Source organism: Burkholderia sp. MSMB1589WGS (assembly GCF_001636105.1).
Taxonomy (GTDB): Bacteria; Pseudomonadota; Gammaproteobacteria; order Burkholderiales; family Burkholderiaceae; genus Burkholderia; species Burkholderia humptydooensis.
In genome coordinates, this window is record NZ_LNJT01000007.1 from 1,303,798 (window position 1) to 1,318,975 (window position 15,178).

Genomic DNA, 15,178 nt, shown 5'->3' on the forward strand with positions numbered 1-15,178 from the left:
CGTTCGCTCCGCTAAGCGTTCACTTCATCGAAGGGCAGCCGCGCGCCGCAACGGCGGGCGCAGCGGGAAACAGCGCGTCGCAACGCGCTCGCGCGTCGCCTCGTCGTGGAAGATGCCGACGATCGCCGCGCCGCGCCGGCGCACGTCGTCGATCAGCTCGGCGACGACGTCGCGATTCTCCGCGTCGAGCGACGCCGTGGGCTCGTCGAGCAGCAGCACCGGATGCTCGGCGATCAGGCCGCGCGCGATGTTCACGCGCTGTTGCTCGCCGCCCGAGAACGTCGCGGGCGCGAGCGACCACAGCCGGCGCGGCACGTTCAGGCGTTCGAGCAGGCGCGCCGCGCGCTCGGCCGCGTCGCCGTCGGGCACGCCGCGCGCGACGAGCGGCGCGGCGACGAGCGCGAGCGCAGGCACCCGCGGGATCGCGCGCAGAAACTGGCTCACATAGCCGATCACGTCGCGCCGCAGCGCGATCACCTCGTGCGGCTCGGACGCCGTCAGCACGACGTGGTCCGCCGCGCGTGCGCCGGCGCGCACCGCGATCGCGCCGCGGCTCGCGAGATAGTTGCCGTACAGGCACCGCAGCAGCGTGCTCTTGCCCGCGCCCGACGGCCCGGTGAGCGCGACGCACTCGCCCGCGTCGACATCGAGCGATACGTCATCGAGCGCGTCGATCATCATGCCGCCGTGCGCGTGCAACGTGAACGTCTTGCCGACGCCGACCGCGTGCAGCATCAGCGCCGCGTTGTTTGCAAATGTGTCGGCAAATGCGTTATCGCATGCGCGAGCGGGAGCGAACGATTCGATGGTTTGCATCCCGAACCTCATACCGGTAGAACGGATGACACGAGCATCTGCGTGTACGGATGTTGCGGATCGTCGAGCACCTGATCGGTCAGCCCCGATTCGACGATCTCGCCGCGCTGCATCACCATCAGCCGGTGCGCGAGCAGCCGCGCGACGCCGATGTCGTGCGTGACGATCAGCATCGACAGCGCGAGCGTCGACGTGAGCGCGCGCAACAGGTCGAGCAGGCGCGCCTGCACCGACACGTCGAGCCCCGCGGTCGGCTCGTCCATGAACACGAGACGCGGCCCGATCACGAGATTGCGCGCGATCTGCAGGCGCTGCTGCATGCCGCCCGAGAACGTCGACGGCAGATCGTCGATCCGCGCGGGGTCGAGCTCGACGCGCGTCATCCAGTCGACGGCCGTCTCGCGCAGCCGCCCGTAGTGGCGCGCGCCGACCGCCATCAACGGCTCGCCGATGTTCGCGCCCGCCGACACGCCGCCGCGCAGCCCGTCGCGCGGGTTCTGCGTGACGAAGCCCCATTCGGTGCGCATCAGCGCGCGCCGCTGCGGCTCGTCGAGCGCGAGCAGATCCATGCGCTCGCCGTCGCGGCCCGTATAGCGCAGCGCGCCCGCGTCCGCCCCGGTTTGCAGCGACAGCACGTTCAGCAGCGTCGTCTTGCCGGAGCCCGATTCGCCGACGATGCACAGCACTTCGCCCGGATACAGATCGAAGCTCGCGTTCGCGAAACCGTTGCGGCCGCCGAAGCGCTTCGTCAGCCCGCGCGCGCTCAGAAGCGGCGTCATGTCGTCTCTCCTACCGGTTGTTCGGCGTCGGGCTGCGGCGACGGCCGCGCGCCGCCGCCGCGACGTTCGCTGCAATAGTCGCTGTCCGAGCACACGAAACGGCGCGTGCCGCGATCGTCGACGATCATCTCGTCGAGAAAGCTCTCGCGCGAGCCGCACAGCGCGCACGCGGCATCCCAGCGCTGGACTTCGAACGGATGATCGTCGAAATCGAGGCTCGCGACCGGCGTGTAAGGCGCAATCGCGTAGATGCGGCGCTCGCGCCCCGCGCCGAACAGTTGCAGCGCCGGGTTCATGTGCAGCTTCGGATTGTCGAATTTCGGAATCGGCGACGGCGAGCTCAGATAGCGGCCGTTGACGATCACCGGGTAATCGTACGTCGTCGCGATGCTGCCGTGATGCACGATGTCCTCGTACAGCTTCACGCGAATCAGCCCGTAATCGGCATGCGCGTGCAGCTTCGCGCATTCGGTCGCTCGCGGCTCGAGGCGAAAGAGCGGCTCCGGCATCGGCACCTGATAGACGAGGATCTGGCGCTCGGTGAGCGGCGTCTCCGGAATGCGGTGGCGCGTCTGGATGATCGTCGCGTCGGCCGTTTTCTTCGTCGTCGCGACGCCCGCGGTGCGCGCGAAGAAGCGGCGAATGTTGACCGCGTTCGTCGTTTCGTCGGAGCCCTGATCGATCACCTTCAGCGTGTCGTCGCGGCCGATCAGCGCCGCCGTCACCTGGATGCCGCCCGTTCCCCAGCCGAACGGCAGCGGCATCTCGCGCGACGCGAACGGCACCTGATAGCCCGGCACCGCGACCGCCTTGAGCAGCGCGCGGCGGATCATCCGCTTCGTCTGCTCGTCGAGGTACGCGAAGTTGTAGCCTTCGGCGGCGCTCGCGTCGGGCGCGGCCGCGGCGAGATGGTCGGGCGCGTTCATCGGGACTCCTCGGTTTGCGCGTCGGCCCGTTCGGCATCGGCGCGCGCATTCGTGTTCATGTTCGCGTTCGCCTGCGCCGCGTGTTCGGCACGCAGGCGTCTCACGAGCTCGAGCTCGGACTGGAAATCGACGTAGTGCGGCAGCTTCAGATGCTGAACGAAGCCGGACGCCTCGACGTTGTCGCTGTGCGACAGCACGAACTCCTGATCCTGCGGCGGCGAATTCGCGGTTTCGCCGAGCTCGGACGCGCGCAGCGCGCGATCGACGAGCGCCATCGCAATCGCCTTGCGCTCCGAATGGCCGAACGCGAGGCCGTAGCCCTGCGTGAAGCGCGGCGGCTCGCCGTCGCCGCCCGAAAAATGATTGATCATCTGGCACTCGGTCACGTCGATCTCGCCGATCTCGATCGCCTCGCCGCCCAGTTCGTCGAGCGCCATCTCGACGGCGACGGTGCCGAAGCGCAGCTCGCCCGCGAACGGATGCGAGTTGCCGTAGCCGCGCTGCGTCGCGTAGCCCATCGCGAGCAGAAAGCCTTCGTCGCCGCGCGCGAGGTTCTGCAGGCGCGTCGCGCGATCGGCCGGAAACGCGAGCGGCTCGCGCGACAGATCGCCCGGCGCGCCTGCGTGCGCCGTCGGCCGCTCCTCTTCGATCAGGCCCTCGTCGTTCAGCAGCGCGATCACGCGCGGAGCCGGCGGCGCAGACGCTGCCGCATCGGCTGCCGCATCGGCCGTCGCTCGCGCCGGTTCGGCTTCGTCGGGCTCGCGCCGCGCGCCGCCTTCGGCGAGCAGCGCGAAATCGAGCAGCCGCTGCGTGTAATCGTAGGTCGGGCCGAGCAACTGGCCGCCCGGAATGTCCTTGAACGTCGCCGAGATCCTTCGCTCGAGCCGCATCGCGCCGGTATCGATCGGCGCCGTGTAGCCGAAGCGCGGCAGCGTCGTCCGGTACGCGCGCAGCAGGAAGATCGCCTCGACGAGATCGCCCGCCGCCTGCTTGATCGCGAGCGCCGCGAGCTCCTCGTCGTACAGCGAGCCTTCCGTCATCACGCGCGCGACCGCGAGGCGCTGCTGCCCGCGAATCTGCGCGACGCTCAGTTCGGGCACGGCGGTTGCGCCGCGCCGCGCTTCCTCGAGCAAACGCCACGACGCCTCGATCGCGCGCTCGCCGCCCTTGACCGCAACATACATCAGCATCCCTCCACGATCGTCGTGCGCGGCAGGCCGATCAGCGTATCGCCGCACACCAGATAGCAATCGATTCCACGCGGAAAGCGCGGGACGAAGTGCGCGCGCTCGCGCCAGAACGCGTGGGGCACGCCCGCCGGCGCGATCGTGCGCGCATCGCGAATGCCTGGCCCGCGCAGCGTGCGCGGCTCGCCGTCCGTCAGCGACGCGACGCGCAGGAACAGCGTCACCGCATGCTCGGGCGCTTGCGGCTCGCCGCTCGCGAAGCGCCGCAGCGACGGCAGCGCGCTCGCGTCGTCGATGTAGGCGAAGCAGGCGGCGCGCGGATCGTCCGCGATCGGCGCGCCCGTATGGAAACGCAGCGCCGACGCGAGCGCCGCGTCCGGCGTGCCGAGAAACACCGGCGTCGAGCCGTCGCACAGCGTGAGAAGCGAAGCGAACGCCGAGGGCGCGACGCGCATCGTGGGCGCGGCGTCCGAGCCGCCCGCGCCGACCGGCTCGATGCGCCCGGGCGTGCCCGGGCGCGCCATCGCGTCGAGCAGCGTGCGGAACACGCGCTGCGTGGCTTGCACCGGGTCCGCGAAGCCGGGGGCGACGTCGGCGAGCGAGAAACGCGTATCGATCATCGTCAATCGCCTCGCACCATCGTGAAGAATTCGACGCGCGTCGTCGCGACTTCGCGCGAGCGCGCGGCGCGCGCTTCGGCAAGGCGTGCGCGAAACGGCTCGATCAGCGCGGCGCGCAGCCGCGCCTGGCGCTCCGGCGTCTGCAACAGCGCGTCGGCAAGCGCGACGAGCTCCGCGCGCCGCTTGTCGCGGCCGAGCACGTATGCGATGCCGACCGTCACGCCATTCGCGCCGTTCGCGCGATCGCCCGACGCGCCGCGCAAGCGCAGCGCGGCGCGCGTGACGGTCGCCTCGCCGAGATTGAACGAATCGCCCGTGCCGCCGATACGCCCGCGCACCATCGCGAGCCCGGTCTCCGGCGCGCGCAGCCAGTCGAACGTGGGCGCGGGCGCGCCGTCGAGCGCGCGATCGAGCGCCCCTTCGAGTTCGGCGCGGGGAATTTTCGCCAGCACCGCGAGCCAGTCGCGTCGCGCGGCGTGCGAGGAGGAAACGGCTGAAGCGCTCATCTGAACTCCATCGGAATCGGAGCCTGCATTTAACCATCCGATTGTCTAAACGTCTAGACGTCTATATGTAAAATACGACTTGTCGGCGCAAACGGAAATTTTCACAAAACCGCCACTGGCCGCGCACTACAATGCGCTGCATGCCCATTGAAACGCAACGCAATGACAACGCCATGACAACTGTCGACCACCTCTTGCAGGACTCGCCGCTCGAGCGCGGCAGCGGCGTCTCGGTGTGGCGGCAGATCGAGCAGATTCTCGCCGCCGAGATCGCCGCGAACGGCTTCGGCGAAGACGGCCGGCTGCCGAGCGAAGGCGAGCTCGCGAAACGCTTCGACGTCAATCGCCACACGGTGCGCCGCGCGATGCTCGGGCTCGCCGCATCGGGCCTCGTGAGCGTCGAGCAAGGCCGCGGCACGTTCGTGCAGTCGGGCGCGATCGACTATACGATCGGCCGCCGCACGCGCTTCACCGAAAACCTGAATCGCCACAATCACGCAGCCGTCGGCAAGATGCTGTCCGCCGCGCGCGTGAAGGCCGACCCGGCCACCGCGAAGGCGCTCGGCCTGCGCGCGGGCGCTTACGTGTACCGGATCGAATCGATCCACGAGGCGGACGGCGTGCCGCTCACTTACGCGCGCAGCGCATATCCGGCCGCGCGCTTCGCCGATTTGCCCGCCGCGCTCGAGCGCACCGACCGCGTCACCGACGCGCTCGCCGAATACGGCGTGGCCGACTACCTGCGCAAATGGAGCCGCATCGGCAGCGTGCTGCCGGAGGCCACGATCGCGCGCCGGCTCGGCATCAACAAGCAGCAGCCGGTGCTGTGGGTCGAGAACGTCGACGTCGATGTCGACGGCACGCCGATCAAATACGGCACGACCTACTTCGCGGCCGACCGCGTGCAGTTGCTGATCGAAAACGACAACGTGCCCGGCCATGCGCGCTGATCTCGCCGCACGGTCCGGCACCGCGCGCTTCGCCCTCTATTACGCGCCGCCGCGCGCATCCGCCTGGTGGCGCGCCGGCTGCGCGTGGCTCGGCCGCGATCCGGAAGACGGCGCGACGCTCGCGCCGCCGCAGCCGTGCGCGCTGCGCCGGCCAGTGGACGCGCTGACGGTCGCGCCGCGCCGCTACGGCTGGCACGCGACGCTCGTCGCGCCGTTCGCGCTGCGGCCGGGCGTCGCGGCGGGCGATCTCGTCGCGGCCGCCGCGGATTGGGCGCGCACGAGCGCGCCGCTCGCGATCGACGTCGACGTCGCGGCGCTCGGCGCGTTCGTCGCGCTGCGGCCGGCGCACGCGCACGGCGACAACGCGCTGCGCGCGCTCGCCGCCCGCGCGCTGCACGCGCTCGCGCCGCTGCGCCGGCCGCCGGGCGAAGCCGAGCGCGCGCAGCGCGCCGCCGCGCCGCTGACCGAGCGCCAGCGCGCGCTGCTCGCCGAATGGGGCTATCCGTACGTGCTCGACGAATACCGGTTCCACATGACGCTGTCCGATTCGCTCGACGATCCGGCCGAACGCGCCACGCTGATCGACTGGTGGAAAGCGGCGGCCGCTCCGCTCGGGCCGCTGCCCGTCGATCATGCGGCGATTTTCGTCGAAGCCGAGCCGGGTGCGCCGTTCATGCTGTGGAAGCGGCTGCCGTTCGGCGAACGCGGCGCCGAAAGCACCGAATGCGCCGCTTCGGTCGATTCCGTCGATCCGGTCGATTCCGGCGAGGGGCGGCAATGAGCGCCGAGCGACTCGTCTATGTGATGGGCCCGTCGGGCGCAGGCAAGGATTCGCTGCTCGCGTATGCGCGCAAGCACGTGTGCGAGCAGCGCGTCGCGTTCGCGCATCGCTACATCACGCGCAAGAGCGACGGCCACGAGAACCACGTCGAGCTCGCGCGCGACGAATTCGCCGCGCGCTCGCAGCTCGGCTTCTTCGCGCTCGAATGGACGAGCCACGGGTTTCGCTACGGCGTCGGCGTCGAGATCGACGCGTGGCTCGCGGCGGGCAGCGTCGTCGTCGTCAACGGCTCGCGCGCGCATCTGCCGGCCGCGCTCGTCCGCTATCCGCGAATGCGCGTCGTGCACGTCGACGCCGCGCCGCACGTGCTCGCCGAGCGCCTCGCCGCGCGCGGCCGCGAAACCGCCGATGAGATCGGCGCGCGTCTCGCGCGCAGCGTGCGCTGGGTCGTGCCGGACGGCGTCGCGCTCACGGCAATCGACAATTCCGGCACGCTCGACGATGCGGGGCGCGTGCTGGTCGCGCTGCTCGAAGGGCTTGCGCGAAGCTGACGCGAGGCGGGCGACGCGCCGCTTACAACGCGGCCAGCGCGTAATGCGCGGCGATCCCCGCGAACAGCGCGCCGCCCAACCAGTTGTTGTGCCTGAACGCGGCGAAGCACGCCATCCGCTCGCGATCCCTGATCAGCGTGTAATGGTAGATCGAGCAGCCGGCCGCCGCCGCCCAGCCCGCCCAGTACGGCCAGCCGAAATGCAGCGTCGCGCCGAGCCACGCGTAGATGCCGAGCATCGCCGCGTAGCAGAGCATGATCGCGAGCACGTCGTGGCGGCCGAACGTGATCGCCGACGTGCGCATGCCGATCTTCAGGTCGTCGTCGCGATCGACCATCGCATACGCGGTGTCATACGCGACCGACCAGCACACATTGGCCGCCAGCATCGTCCACGCGATCACCGGCACCGTGTCCTGCACGGCCGCGAACGCCATCGGAATCCCGAAGCCGAACGCGATGCCGAGATACGCCTGCGGAATCGCGAAGAAGCGCTTCATGAACGGATAAGTCGCCGCGACGAACACCGCGACGACGGACAGCTCCTTCGTCAGCGCATTGAGCGGCAGGATCAGCAGGAACGACACGAGCGCGAGCCCGACCGCGATCGCGACCGCCTCCCATGCGCGAATCTTCCCCGACGTGAGCGGCCGCTCGGCGGTGCGCTTCACGTGGCGGTCGAAATCGCGATCGGCGTAATCGTTGATCGCGCAGCCGGCCGAGCGCATCAGCAACGTGCCGAGCGCGAAGATGACGACGAGCGACGGCGACGGATGACCGTCGGACGCAATCCACAGCGCGTTGAGCGTCGGCCAGAGCAGCAGCAGGCTGCCGATCGGCTTGTCCATCCGGATCAGCCGCAAATAGAGAGGAAAACGGGCGAGCATCGGCGAGAACGGGCGGCGAGCCCGGAAACGTAACCCGGGCATTGTAGAACCGCTCGGGATTTGCGGCAAAAGCGCGGCGGCAGCGCTATTGCCCTTTTTTGTCGTTTCCGCTTGCGTTCGGGCTTTCGCCCCGCCCGACGGCTTCGCCCGAAACGAGGAGCCCGCCGGCGCGCGCGCTCACTCGCCGTCCGCGCCGAGCTTGTCGACGACCGCATCCTCGGGCCGCAACACGCGCCCGCCCTGCGTGCGCGGCCCCCCGCCGCTCGTCATCCATCGCTCACGCCAGCAGCGAGCGCAGCATCCACGCGGTCTTCTCGTGCGTCTGCAGACGCTGCGTCAGCAGATCGGCGGTCGGCTCGTCGCTCGCCGCGTCGGCGTCCGGGAAGATCGCGCGCGCGGTGCGCACGACGGCCTCGTGCCCTTCGACGAGCTGGCGGATCATGTCCTCGGCGGCAGGCACGCCGTCCGCCTCGGGGATCGACGACAGCTTCGCGAATTCGCGATACGTGCCCGGCGCGACGACGCCGAGCGTGCGGATGCGCTCCGCGACGAGATCGACGGCGAGCCACAGTTCGTTGTACTGCTCCTCGAACATCAGGTGCAGCGTGTTGAACATCGGGCCCGTCACGTTCCAGTGGAAATTGTGCGTCTTCAGGTACAGCGTGTACGTATCGGCGAGCAGACGGGACAGCCCTGCCGCGATCTTCTTGCGATCCTTGTCGCTGATGCCGATGTTGATCTGGGTTGCGTTGCTTTTCTTGGCCATCCTCGAGACTCCTTGTCCGATGGTTCGAACCGGCGAAAATGCATCGAAAAAACCGCGTGCCCGATGCGACATGCGCGGCGCGCGCGCTTGCGGCCCGCACGTTCAGCGCCGCACCAGTTTAGCGTAGATCGCGATCGTGCAAATTGCGCGCAACGGATGCGCGCTCAACCACCCGCGGCGGCCGCGACGTGCCGCGCGGCCTGGGCGGCCAGCACGGCCGCGCCGCCGCCCGCGATCGCGAAACCGACCAGCCGCCGCAGCGTGGCGGCGCCCGCGCGCCTGGCGGGCGCCGAGAGCGCCACGCGCATGTCGAGAATCATTTGCGTCATGATCGTCACTCCTTGAAACGAGGTCGGCGGCCCGGAGCGAAACGGGAAACGGCCAGCCGGATGACCGGCCGTTTCCCGCTCCGTTGCCGCATCGGCGGCGCGACGCCGCAATCACGCGAGGTCGAAGCGGTCGAGGTTCATCACCTTGTTCCAGACCGCGACGAAGTCGCGCACGAACTTCTCCTGCGCGTCCGCGCTGCCGTAGACCTCGGCGAGCGCGCGCAACTGCGCGTGCGAGCCGAACACGAGATCGACGCGCGTGCCCGTCCACTTGAGCTCGCCCGTCGCGCGGTCGCGCCCTTCGAACACGTCCGCGTCGGCCGCCGTCGGCTTCCACTCGGTGCCCATGTCGAGCAGGTTCACGAAGAAGTCGTTGGTCAATGCCTGCTCGCGCGCGGTGAACACGCCGTGCCGGCTCTGCCCGACGTTCGCGCCCAGCACGCGCAGGCCGCCCAGCAACACCGTCATCTCCGGCGCGCTCAGCGTCAGCAGTTGCGCCTTGTCGACGAGCAGCACTTCGGCAGGCACCCGGTACTTGCCCTTCAGGTAGTTGCGGAAGCCGTCCGCGACCGGCTCGAGCACGGCTACCGATTCGACGTCGGTCTGCTCCTGCGATGCGTCCGCGCGGCCCGGCGCGAACGGCACCGTCACCGCGTGGCCCGCGTTCTTCGCGGCCTGCTCGACGCCCGCGCAGCCGGCCAGCACGATCAGGTCGGCGAGCGACACCCGCTTGCCGCCGGACTGCGCGGCGTTGAACGCCTTCTGGATGCCCTCGAGCGTCTCGAGCACCTTCGCGAGCCGCTCGGGCTGGTTCGCTTCCCAGTCCTTCTGCGGCGCGAGGCGGATGCGCGCGCCGTTCGCGCCGCCGCGCTTGTCCGAGCCGCGGAAGGTGGACGCCGCGGCCCACGCGGTCGACACGAGCTGCGACACGGACAGCCCCGACGCGAGCACCTTCGCCTTCAGCCCGGCGACATCGGCGGCGTCGATCAGCGGATGGTCGACGGCCGGAATCGGGTCCTGCCACAACAGTTCCTCGGCCGGCACCTCCGGGCCGAGATAGCGCGCACGCGGACCCATGTCGCGGTGCGTGAGCTTGAACCAGGCGCGCGCGAACGCATCGGCGAACTGGTCGGGGTGCTCGTGGAAGCGGCGCGAGATCTTTTCGTATGCCGGATCGAAGCGCAGCGAAAGGTCGGTCGTCAGCATCGTCGGCCGATGCTTCTTCGACGGATCGAACGCATCCGGAATCACCGCGTCGGCGTCCTTCGCGACCCACTGGTGCGCGCCCGCCGGGCTCTTCGTCAGCTCCCATTCGTAGCCGAACAGGTTCTCGAAGAAGTTGTGGCTCCACTGCGTCGGCGTGGTCGTCCACGTGACTTCGAGGCCGCTCGTGATCGCGTCCGCGCCCTTGCCCGTACCGTACGCGCTCTTCCAGCCGAGGCCCTGCGCTTCGATGCCCGCGGCCTCCGGCTCGGGGCCGACGTTCGACGCGGGACCCGCGCCGTGGGTCTTGCCGAACGTGTGGCCGCCCGCGATCAGCGCGACCGTCTCTTCGTCGTTCATCGCCATCCGCGCGAAGGTGTCGCGAATGTCGCGCGCCGCGGCGACCGGATCGGGCTTGCCGTCCGGGCCTTCCGGATTCACGTAGATGAGGCCCATCTGCACGGCGGCGAGCGGGTTCTCGAGGTGACGGTCGCCCGAATAGCGGCTGTTCGGGCCGCCGCTCAGCTCCAGCCAGATCTTTTCCGAGCCCCAGTAGACGTCCTCGGGCTCCCACGTGTCCGCGCGGCCGCCCGCGAAGCCGAAGGTCTTGAAGCCCATCGATTCGAGCGCGACGTTGCCGGTGAGGATCAGCAGGTCGGCCCACGAGATGCTGCGGCCGTACTTCTGCTTGATCGGCCACAGCAGCCGGCGCGCCTTGTCGAGGTTCGCGTTGTCGGGCCAACTGTTGAGCGGCGCGAAGCGCTGCTGGCCCTCGCCCGCGCCGCCGCGGCCGTCGGCCGTGCGGTACGTGCCCGCGCTGTGCCATGCCATGCGGATGAACAGGCCGCCGTAGTGGCCGAAATCGGCCGGCCACCAGTCCTGCGACGTGGTCATCAGCGCGTGGAGATCCCGCTTCACCGCCGCAAGATCGAGCTTCTCGAACGCTTGCGCGTAGTTGAAATCCTTGTCCATCGGATCGGACAGCGCCGAGTGCTGATGCAGGATGCTCAGGTCCAACTGATCGGGCCACCAGTCCCGGTTCGACGTGCCGTTGCCTGCGGCGTGGTGGAACGGGCACTTCGCTTCATTCGACATGCGATTTCTCCTTTGTTCGGGTACGCCCGCCTACGCGGCCCGGCATCGAAGCCGGGCCTCGTTCGCGGAGCGACTTTGCGGGGAAAGAAACAGGTTGATCCCTCCTGCGTGCGACGCGGCGCGCGGCGCGAAAAAGCGGGCCGGCACGCGGCGGCGCTCAGCCGCCATATGCGCGGTCCGCGAGATAGGCGAACGCAATCGGGCGCAGGCTCCGGATGGCAGCCCTGGCACGATCAATGACCGTCGTGCGCGGCGCAATGTTCCGCCGCGCGCGCGGCAATGCCCGTTGCATCATGACATCCTCCCTTGACACCTGCAGTTACCGTCCGGCCGCGCTGCGCCGATCCATGCGAAGCATTTTACATATTGCTATTGATGTTTGTAATTTGATAAATTTTATTTATTCGATAGGCAAAAATAAACGGGGCTGCCAGGCCCCGTTCGCGCGCGGCGACCATCGGTCGCACGCGCGATGCTCAATTCACCGTCGCCGGGATGTCGAGCTTCACCACGCCGGGCAGGTCGCACGCGGCGATCGCCTCGCTGATCGCATCGATCGCCGGCATCCGCGTGAAACTCTTGCGCCACACGAGCACGACGCGCCGATCCGGCACCGGGTCCTCGAACGGCACGTACGACAGCAGGTCCGCGTCCGGCCCGTTCGCATGCGGCCCCACTTCGGCGACCGACATCCGCGGCAGCACCGTGATCCCGACGCCGCTCGCGACCATATGGCGGATCGTCTCGAGCGACGAGCCTTCGAACGTCTTCTGGATGCCGTCCGCCGTCTGCGAAAAATGCATCAGTTCCGGGCACACGCCGAGCACGTGATCGCGGAAGCAGTGGCCGTTGCCGAGCAGCAGCATCGTCTCCTGCTTCAGGTCGGTCGCGTCGATCTTGCGGCGCTTCTCCCACGGATGCCCGGCGGGCAGCGCGACGACGAACGGCTCGTCGTACAGCGGCCGCACCATCAGGCCGGTCTCGGGGAACGGCAGCGCCATGATCGCCGCGTCGATCTCGCCTTGCTTGAGCAGCTCGAGCAGCTTCAGCGTGTAGTTCTCCTGCAGCATCAACGGCATCTGCGGCACACGGCGGATCATCTGCTTGACGAGCGTCGGCAGCAGGTAGGGCCCGATCGTGTAGATCACGCCGAGCCGAAACGGCCCGATGAGCGGGTCCTTGCCCTGCTTCGCGATCTCCTTGATCGCGAACGTCTGCTCGAGCACGCGCTGCGCCTGCGTGACGATCTGGTCGCCGATCGGCGTCACGCTCACTTCGCTCGCGCCGCGCTCGAAGATCTGCACGTTCAGTTCGTCTTCCAGCTTCTTGATCGCGACCGACAGCGTCGGCTGGCTGACGAAGCAGGCTTCGGCCGCCCGGCCGAAATGGCGTTCGCGCGCGACCGCGACGATGTACTTCAGTTCAGTAAGCGTCATTGCAAGTTAATCAATCATTTAATGACGATAGATTAAATTTATACACTGGTTTGGGCCGATTCGCCAACCTTTGCCGAAAAGATCCGGCGCCGCGCCGCGCGCTCAAGCCTTCAGGTATTGCTCGCGCGCGCCGAGCCAGCGGGCGAGATGCTGCGCGACGATGTCCGGATGGCGGGCGATGAGGCGCGCGGCCGCGTCGCGCGCGGGCTCGATCAGCCAGCCGTCGTTTTCCAGATCCGCGAAGCGCAGCATCGCCGCGCCCGACTGGCGCGCGCCGAGGAATTCGCCGGGGCCGCGGATCTCCAGATCGCGGCGCGCGATCTCGAAGCCGTCGGTCGTCTCGCGCATCGTCTTCAGCCGCGCGCGGCCCGCGATCGACAGCGGCCCGCTGTACATCAGCACGCACACCGACGCGGCGGTGCCGCGACCGACCCGCCCGCGCAACTGGTGCAGTTGCGCGAGGCCGAAGCGCTCCGCGTGCTCGATCACCATCAGCGACGCGTTCGGCACGTCGACGCCGACTTCGATCACCGTCGTCGCGACGAGCAACTGCACGTCGTTGCGCGAGAACGCGTCCATCACGGCCGCTTTCTCCGCGGGCGCGAGCCGGCCGTGCACGAGCCCCACCTTCAGCTCCGGCAGCGCGGCGGCGAGCGTCTCGTAGGTCTCGACGGCCGTTTGCAGTTGCAGCGTCTCGCTTTCCTCGATGAGCGGGCATACCCAGTACACCTGACGGCCCGCGAGCGCCGCCTCGCGCACGCGGCCGATCACCTCGTCGCGCCGCGCGTCCGACACGAGCCGCGTGAGGATCGGCGTGCGGCCGGGCGGCAGCTCGTCGATCGTCGACACGTCGAGGTCCGCGTAGTACGTCATCGCGAGCGTGCGCGGGATCGGCGTGGCCGACATCATCAGTTGGTGCGGCTGGAAGCCCGCCGCGCCGTCGGCCGCGTTCGCCGCCTTCGCGCGCAGCGCGAGCCGCTGCTCGACGCCGAAGCGATGCTGCTCGTCGACGATCACGAGCCCGAGCCGCGCGAATTCGACGGTGTCCTGAATCATCGCGTGCGTGCCGATCACGAGCTGCGCGGTGCCGAGCGCGGCCGCCTCGAGCGCCGCGCGCTTGTCCTTCGTCTTCAGGCTGCCGGCGAGCCACGCGACCGACACGCCGAGCGGCTCCAGCCAGCCGCGCAGCTTGCGCGCATGCTGCTCGGCGAGGATTTCGGTCGGCGCCATCAGCGCGGCCTGGTAGCCCGCGTCGATCGCCTGCGCGGCGGCGAGCGCCGCGACGACCGTCTTGCCGCTGCCGACGTCGCCCTGCAGCAGGCGCTGCATCGGGTGCGGCTGCGTGAGATCGTGCGCGATCTCCGCGACGACCCGCTCCTGCGCGGCCGTCAGCGTGAACGGCAGCGCCGCGTACAGGCGCGCGGACAGCGCCGCGCCGTCGCCGCGCGCGCGGCGCGGCATCGCGGGCGCGGCGCGCGTGCGGCGCTCCTCGTGCGCGCGCTTGAGCGACAGTTGCTGCGCGAGCAGCTCGTCGAACTTGATGCGCGTCCACGCGGGATGCGTGCCGTCGATGAGCGCCGCCTCGTCCGCGCCGGCGCCCGGGTGATGGAGGAGGCGCACCGCGTCGGCGAGGGGCGGCACGTCGAGCGGCTGCAGGTACGCGCGCGCGACCTCGGGCGGTAGCAGCTCGGGCAGCGGCGTGCGCGCGAGCGCGTTGTCGATCGCCTTGCGCAGATACGCCTGCGACACGCCCGCCGTGCTCGGATAGACGGGCGTCAGCGCCTGCGGCAGCGGCGCGTCCTCGTCGACGACCTTCACCGTCGGATGCACGATCTCGAGCCCGAAGAAGCCGCCGCGCACGTCGCCGCGCACGCGCAGCCGCTGGCCGACCGCCATCTGCCTGACCTGCGAGCCGTAGAAGTTCAGGAAGCGCAGCACGAGCTCGGCGCCGTCGTCGTCGTCGCGCAGCTTCACGAGCAACTGGCGGCGCGGCCGGTACGCGATCTCGTTGTCGAACACGACGCCTTCCGTCTGCGCGATCTCGCCCGGCAACAGCTCGCGCATCGGCGTGAGCGTCGTCTCGTCCTCATAGCGCATCGGCAGATGCAGGACGAGGTCGATGTCGCGCGTCAAGCCGAGCTTCGCGAGCTTGTCGGCGGTCTTCACGGACTTCGGCGCTGCCTTGGCGCTGGCGGCGCCCGACGCGGCGGCGTCGGCGAATGCGTCGGCTTCGGCGGGATCGGCTACGGAACGGCGAACGGGCTCTGGCATCGGTCAGAAGGCTTGCAAGTACAATAGCGGCTTTCACGTCGCACGAACGAGCGACGCCGGCCAAGCCGCGCAACCC

Annotated in this window: 15 protein-coding genes and 1 pseudogene; 3 read left to right on the forward strand and 13 right to left on the reverse strand. The window is 69.4% G+C overall.

Going from position 1 to position 15,178, the window contains the following annotated elements; translation table 11 throughout:
- Positions 1 to 11 precede the first annotated feature (11 nt).
- From phnL to phnG, 6 genes and pseudogenes are all read right to left on the reverse strand, one after another.
- Positions 12 to 816: pseudogene (gene phnL, locus WT16_RS13920) on the reverse strand (phosphonate C-P lyase system protein PhnL).
- 8 nt (positions 817 to 824) lie between these two features.
- Complete coding sequence (gene phnK, locus WT16_RS13925) at positions 825 to 1,595, reverse strand: phosphonate C-P lyase system protein PhnK (protein ID WP_006025338.1); 771 nt, start codon at positions 1,593 to 1,595, stop codon at positions 825 to 827.
- Positions 1,592 to 2,521 (reverse strand): alpha-D-ribose 1-methylphosphonate 5-phosphate C-P-lyase PhnJ, encoded by a 930-nt coding sequence (locus WT16_RS13930; protein ID WP_006025337.1) that lies wholly within the window; start codon positions 2,519 to 2,521, stop codon positions 1,592 to 1,594. Before WT16_RS13930 ends, phnK begins: the two co-directional genes overlap by 4 nt.
- A complete protein-coding gene (locus WT16_RS13935) occupies positions 2,518 to 3,711 on the reverse strand; it encodes a carbon-phosphorus lyase complex subunit PhnI (protein ID WP_063533550.1) in 1,194 nt (397 codons plus the stop codon). Before WT16_RS13935 ends, WT16_RS13930 begins: the two co-directional genes overlap by 4 nt.
- A complete protein-coding gene (phnH, locus tag WT16_RS13940) occupies positions 3,705 to 4,334 on the reverse strand; it encodes a phosphonate C-P lyase system protein PhnH (protein WP_167359288.1) in 630 nt (209 codons plus the stop codon). The genes WT16_RS13935 and phnH overlap by 7 nt, the downstream gene beginning before the upstream one ends.
- Positions 4,331 to 4,834 (reverse strand): phosphonate C-P lyase system protein PhnG, encoded by a 504-nt coding sequence (gene phnG / locus WT16_RS13945; RefSeq protein ID WP_063533551.1) that lies wholly within the window; start codon positions 4,832 to 4,834, stop codon positions 4,331 to 4,333. The genes phnH and phnG overlap by 4 nt, the downstream gene beginning before the upstream one ends.
- Positions 4,835 to 5,007: 173 nt before the next feature.
- Between phnG and phnF the strand changes: the two genes are divergently transcribed.
- The 3 genes from phnF to phnN are packed head-to-tail and all read left to right on the forward strand — an operon-like array spanning position 5,008 to position 7,116.
- Complete coding sequence (gene phnF / locus WT16_RS13950) at positions 5,008 to 5,784, forward strand: phosphonate metabolism transcriptional regulator PhnF (protein WP_009913527.1); 777 nt, start codon at positions 5,008 to 5,010, stop codon at positions 5,782 to 5,784.
- Positions 5,774 to 6,565, forward strand: a complete 792-nt coding sequence (locus WT16_RS13955; RefSeq protein WP_063533552.1) for a DUF1045 domain-containing protein — start codon at positions 5,774 to 5,776, stop codon at positions 6,563 to 6,565. The genes phnF and WT16_RS13955 overlap by 11 nt, the downstream gene beginning before the upstream one ends.
- A complete protein-coding gene (gene phnN / locus WT16_RS13960) occupies positions 6,562 to 7,116 on the forward strand; it encodes a phosphonate metabolism protein/1,5-bisphosphokinase (PRPP-forming) PhnN (protein ID WP_015600757.1) in 555 nt (184 codons plus the stop codon). Before WT16_RS13955 ends, phnN begins: the two co-directional genes overlap by 4 nt.
- A 22-nt stretch (positions 7,117 to 7,138) precedes the next feature.
- Here the strand turns inward: phnN and ubiA are convergent, their stop codons facing one another.
- The 7 genes from ubiA to recG all read right to left on the reverse strand — a co-directional run bounded on the left by ubiA (position 7,139) and on the right by recG (position 15,102).
- Positions 7,139 to 8,002, reverse strand: coding sequence for a 4-hydroxybenzoate octaprenyltransferase (gene ubiA / locus WT16_RS13965; protein WP_015600831.1), 864 nt, complete (start codon positions 8,000 to 8,002; stop codon positions 7,139 to 7,141).
- A gap of 177 nt (positions 8,003 to 8,179) precedes the next feature.
- Positions 8,180 to 8,272 (reverse strand): hypothetical protein, encoded by a 93-nt coding sequence (locus WT16_RS13970; RefSeq protein ID WP_009913533.1) that lies wholly within the window; start codon positions 8,270 to 8,272, stop codon positions 8,180 to 8,182.
- Between the two features lie 7 nt (positions 8,273 to 8,279).
- Positions 8,280 to 8,768 carry a non-specific DNA-binding protein DpsA gene (gene dpsA / locus WT16_RS13975; protein ID WP_006025329.1) on the reverse strand — a complete coding sequence of 163 codons (489 nt, stop codon included), beginning with the start codon at positions 8,766 to 8,768 and terminating at the stop codon, positions 8,280 to 8,282.
- 164 nt (positions 8,769 to 8,932) lie between these two features.
- A complete protein-coding gene (locus WT16_RS13980; RefSeq protein ID WP_015600096.1) occupies positions 8,933 to 9,097 on the reverse strand; it encodes a hypothetical protein in 165 nt (54 codons plus the stop codon).
- Between the two features lie 111 nt (positions 9,098 to 9,208).
- Entirely contained in the window at positions 9,209 to 11,395 is a 2,187-nt protein-coding gene (gene katG / locus WT16_RS13985; RefSeq protein WP_063533553.1) for a catalase/peroxidase HPI, read from the reverse strand.
- Between the two features lie 476 nt (positions 11,396 to 11,871).
- Entirely contained in the window at positions 11,872 to 12,831 is a 960-nt protein-coding gene (locus WT16_RS13990; protein ID WP_006025326.1) for a hydrogen peroxide-inducible genes activator, read from the reverse strand.
- Between the two features lie 102 nt (positions 12,832 to 12,933).
- Positions 12,934 to 15,102 (reverse strand): ATP-dependent DNA helicase RecG, encoded by a 2,169-nt coding sequence (gene recG / locus WT16_RS13995; RefSeq protein WP_063533554.1) that lies wholly within the window; start codon positions 15,100 to 15,102, stop codon positions 12,934 to 12,936.
- Between the last annotated feature and the right edge of the window lie 76 nt (positions 15,103 to 15,178).

Excerpts from the sequence above, each read along its gene's own strand:
- phnK (WP_006025338.1), bottom strand. The coding sequence starts at position 1,595 with ATGACGCCGCTTCTGAGCGCGCGCGGGCTGACGAAGCGCTTCGGCGGC.
- WT16_RS13930 (WP_006025337.1), bottom strand. The coding sequence starts at position 2,521 with ATGAACGCGCCCGACCATCTCGCCGCGGCCGCGCCCGACGCGAGCGCC.
- WT16_RS13935 (WP_063533550.1), bottom strand. The coding sequence starts at position 3,711 with ATGCTGATGTATGTTGCGGTCAAGGGCGGCGAGCGCGCGATCGAGGCG.
- phnG (WP_063533551.1), bottom strand. The coding sequence starts at position 4,834 with ATGAGCGCTTCAGCCGTTTCCTCCTCGCACGCCGCGCGACGCGACTGG.
- phnF (WP_009913527.1), top strand. The coding sequence starts at position 5,008 with ATGACAACTGTCGACCACCTCTTGCAGGACTCGCCGCTCGAGCGCGGC.
- WT16_RS13955 (WP_063533552.1), top strand. The coding sequence starts at position 5,774 with ATGCGCGCTGATCTCGCCGCACGGTCCGGCACCGCGCGCTTCGCCCTC.
- phnN (WP_015600757.1), top strand. The coding sequence starts at position 6,562 with ATGAGCGCCGAGCGACTCGTCTATGTGATGGGCCCGTCGGGCGCAGGC.
- ubiA (WP_015600831.1), bottom strand. The coding sequence starts at position 8,002 with ATGCTCGCCCGTTTTCCTCTCTATTTGCGGCTGATCCGGATGGACAAG.
- WT16_RS13970 (WP_009913533.1), bottom strand. The coding sequence starts at position 8,272 with ATGACGAGCGGCGGGGGGCCGCGCACGCAGGGCGGGCGCGTGTTGCGG.
- dpsA (WP_006025329.1), bottom strand. The coding sequence starts at position 8,768 with ATGGCCAAGAAAAGCAACGCAACCCAGATCAACATCGGCATCAGCGAC.
- WT16_RS13980 (WP_015600096.1), bottom strand. The coding sequence starts at position 9,097 with ATGACGCAAATGATTCTCGACATGCGCGTGGCGCTCTCGGCGCCCGCC.
- katG (WP_063533553.1), bottom strand. The coding sequence starts at position 11,395 with ATGTCGAATGAAGCGAAGTGCCCGTTCCACCACGCCGCAGGCAACGGC.
- WT16_RS13990 (WP_006025326.1), bottom strand. The coding sequence starts at position 12,831 with ATGACGCTTACTGAACTGAAGTACATCGTCGCGGTCGCGCGCGAACGC.
- recG (WP_063533554.1), bottom strand. The coding sequence starts at position 15,102 with ATGCCAGAGCCCGTTCGCCGTTCCGTAGCCGATCCCGCCGAAGCCGAC.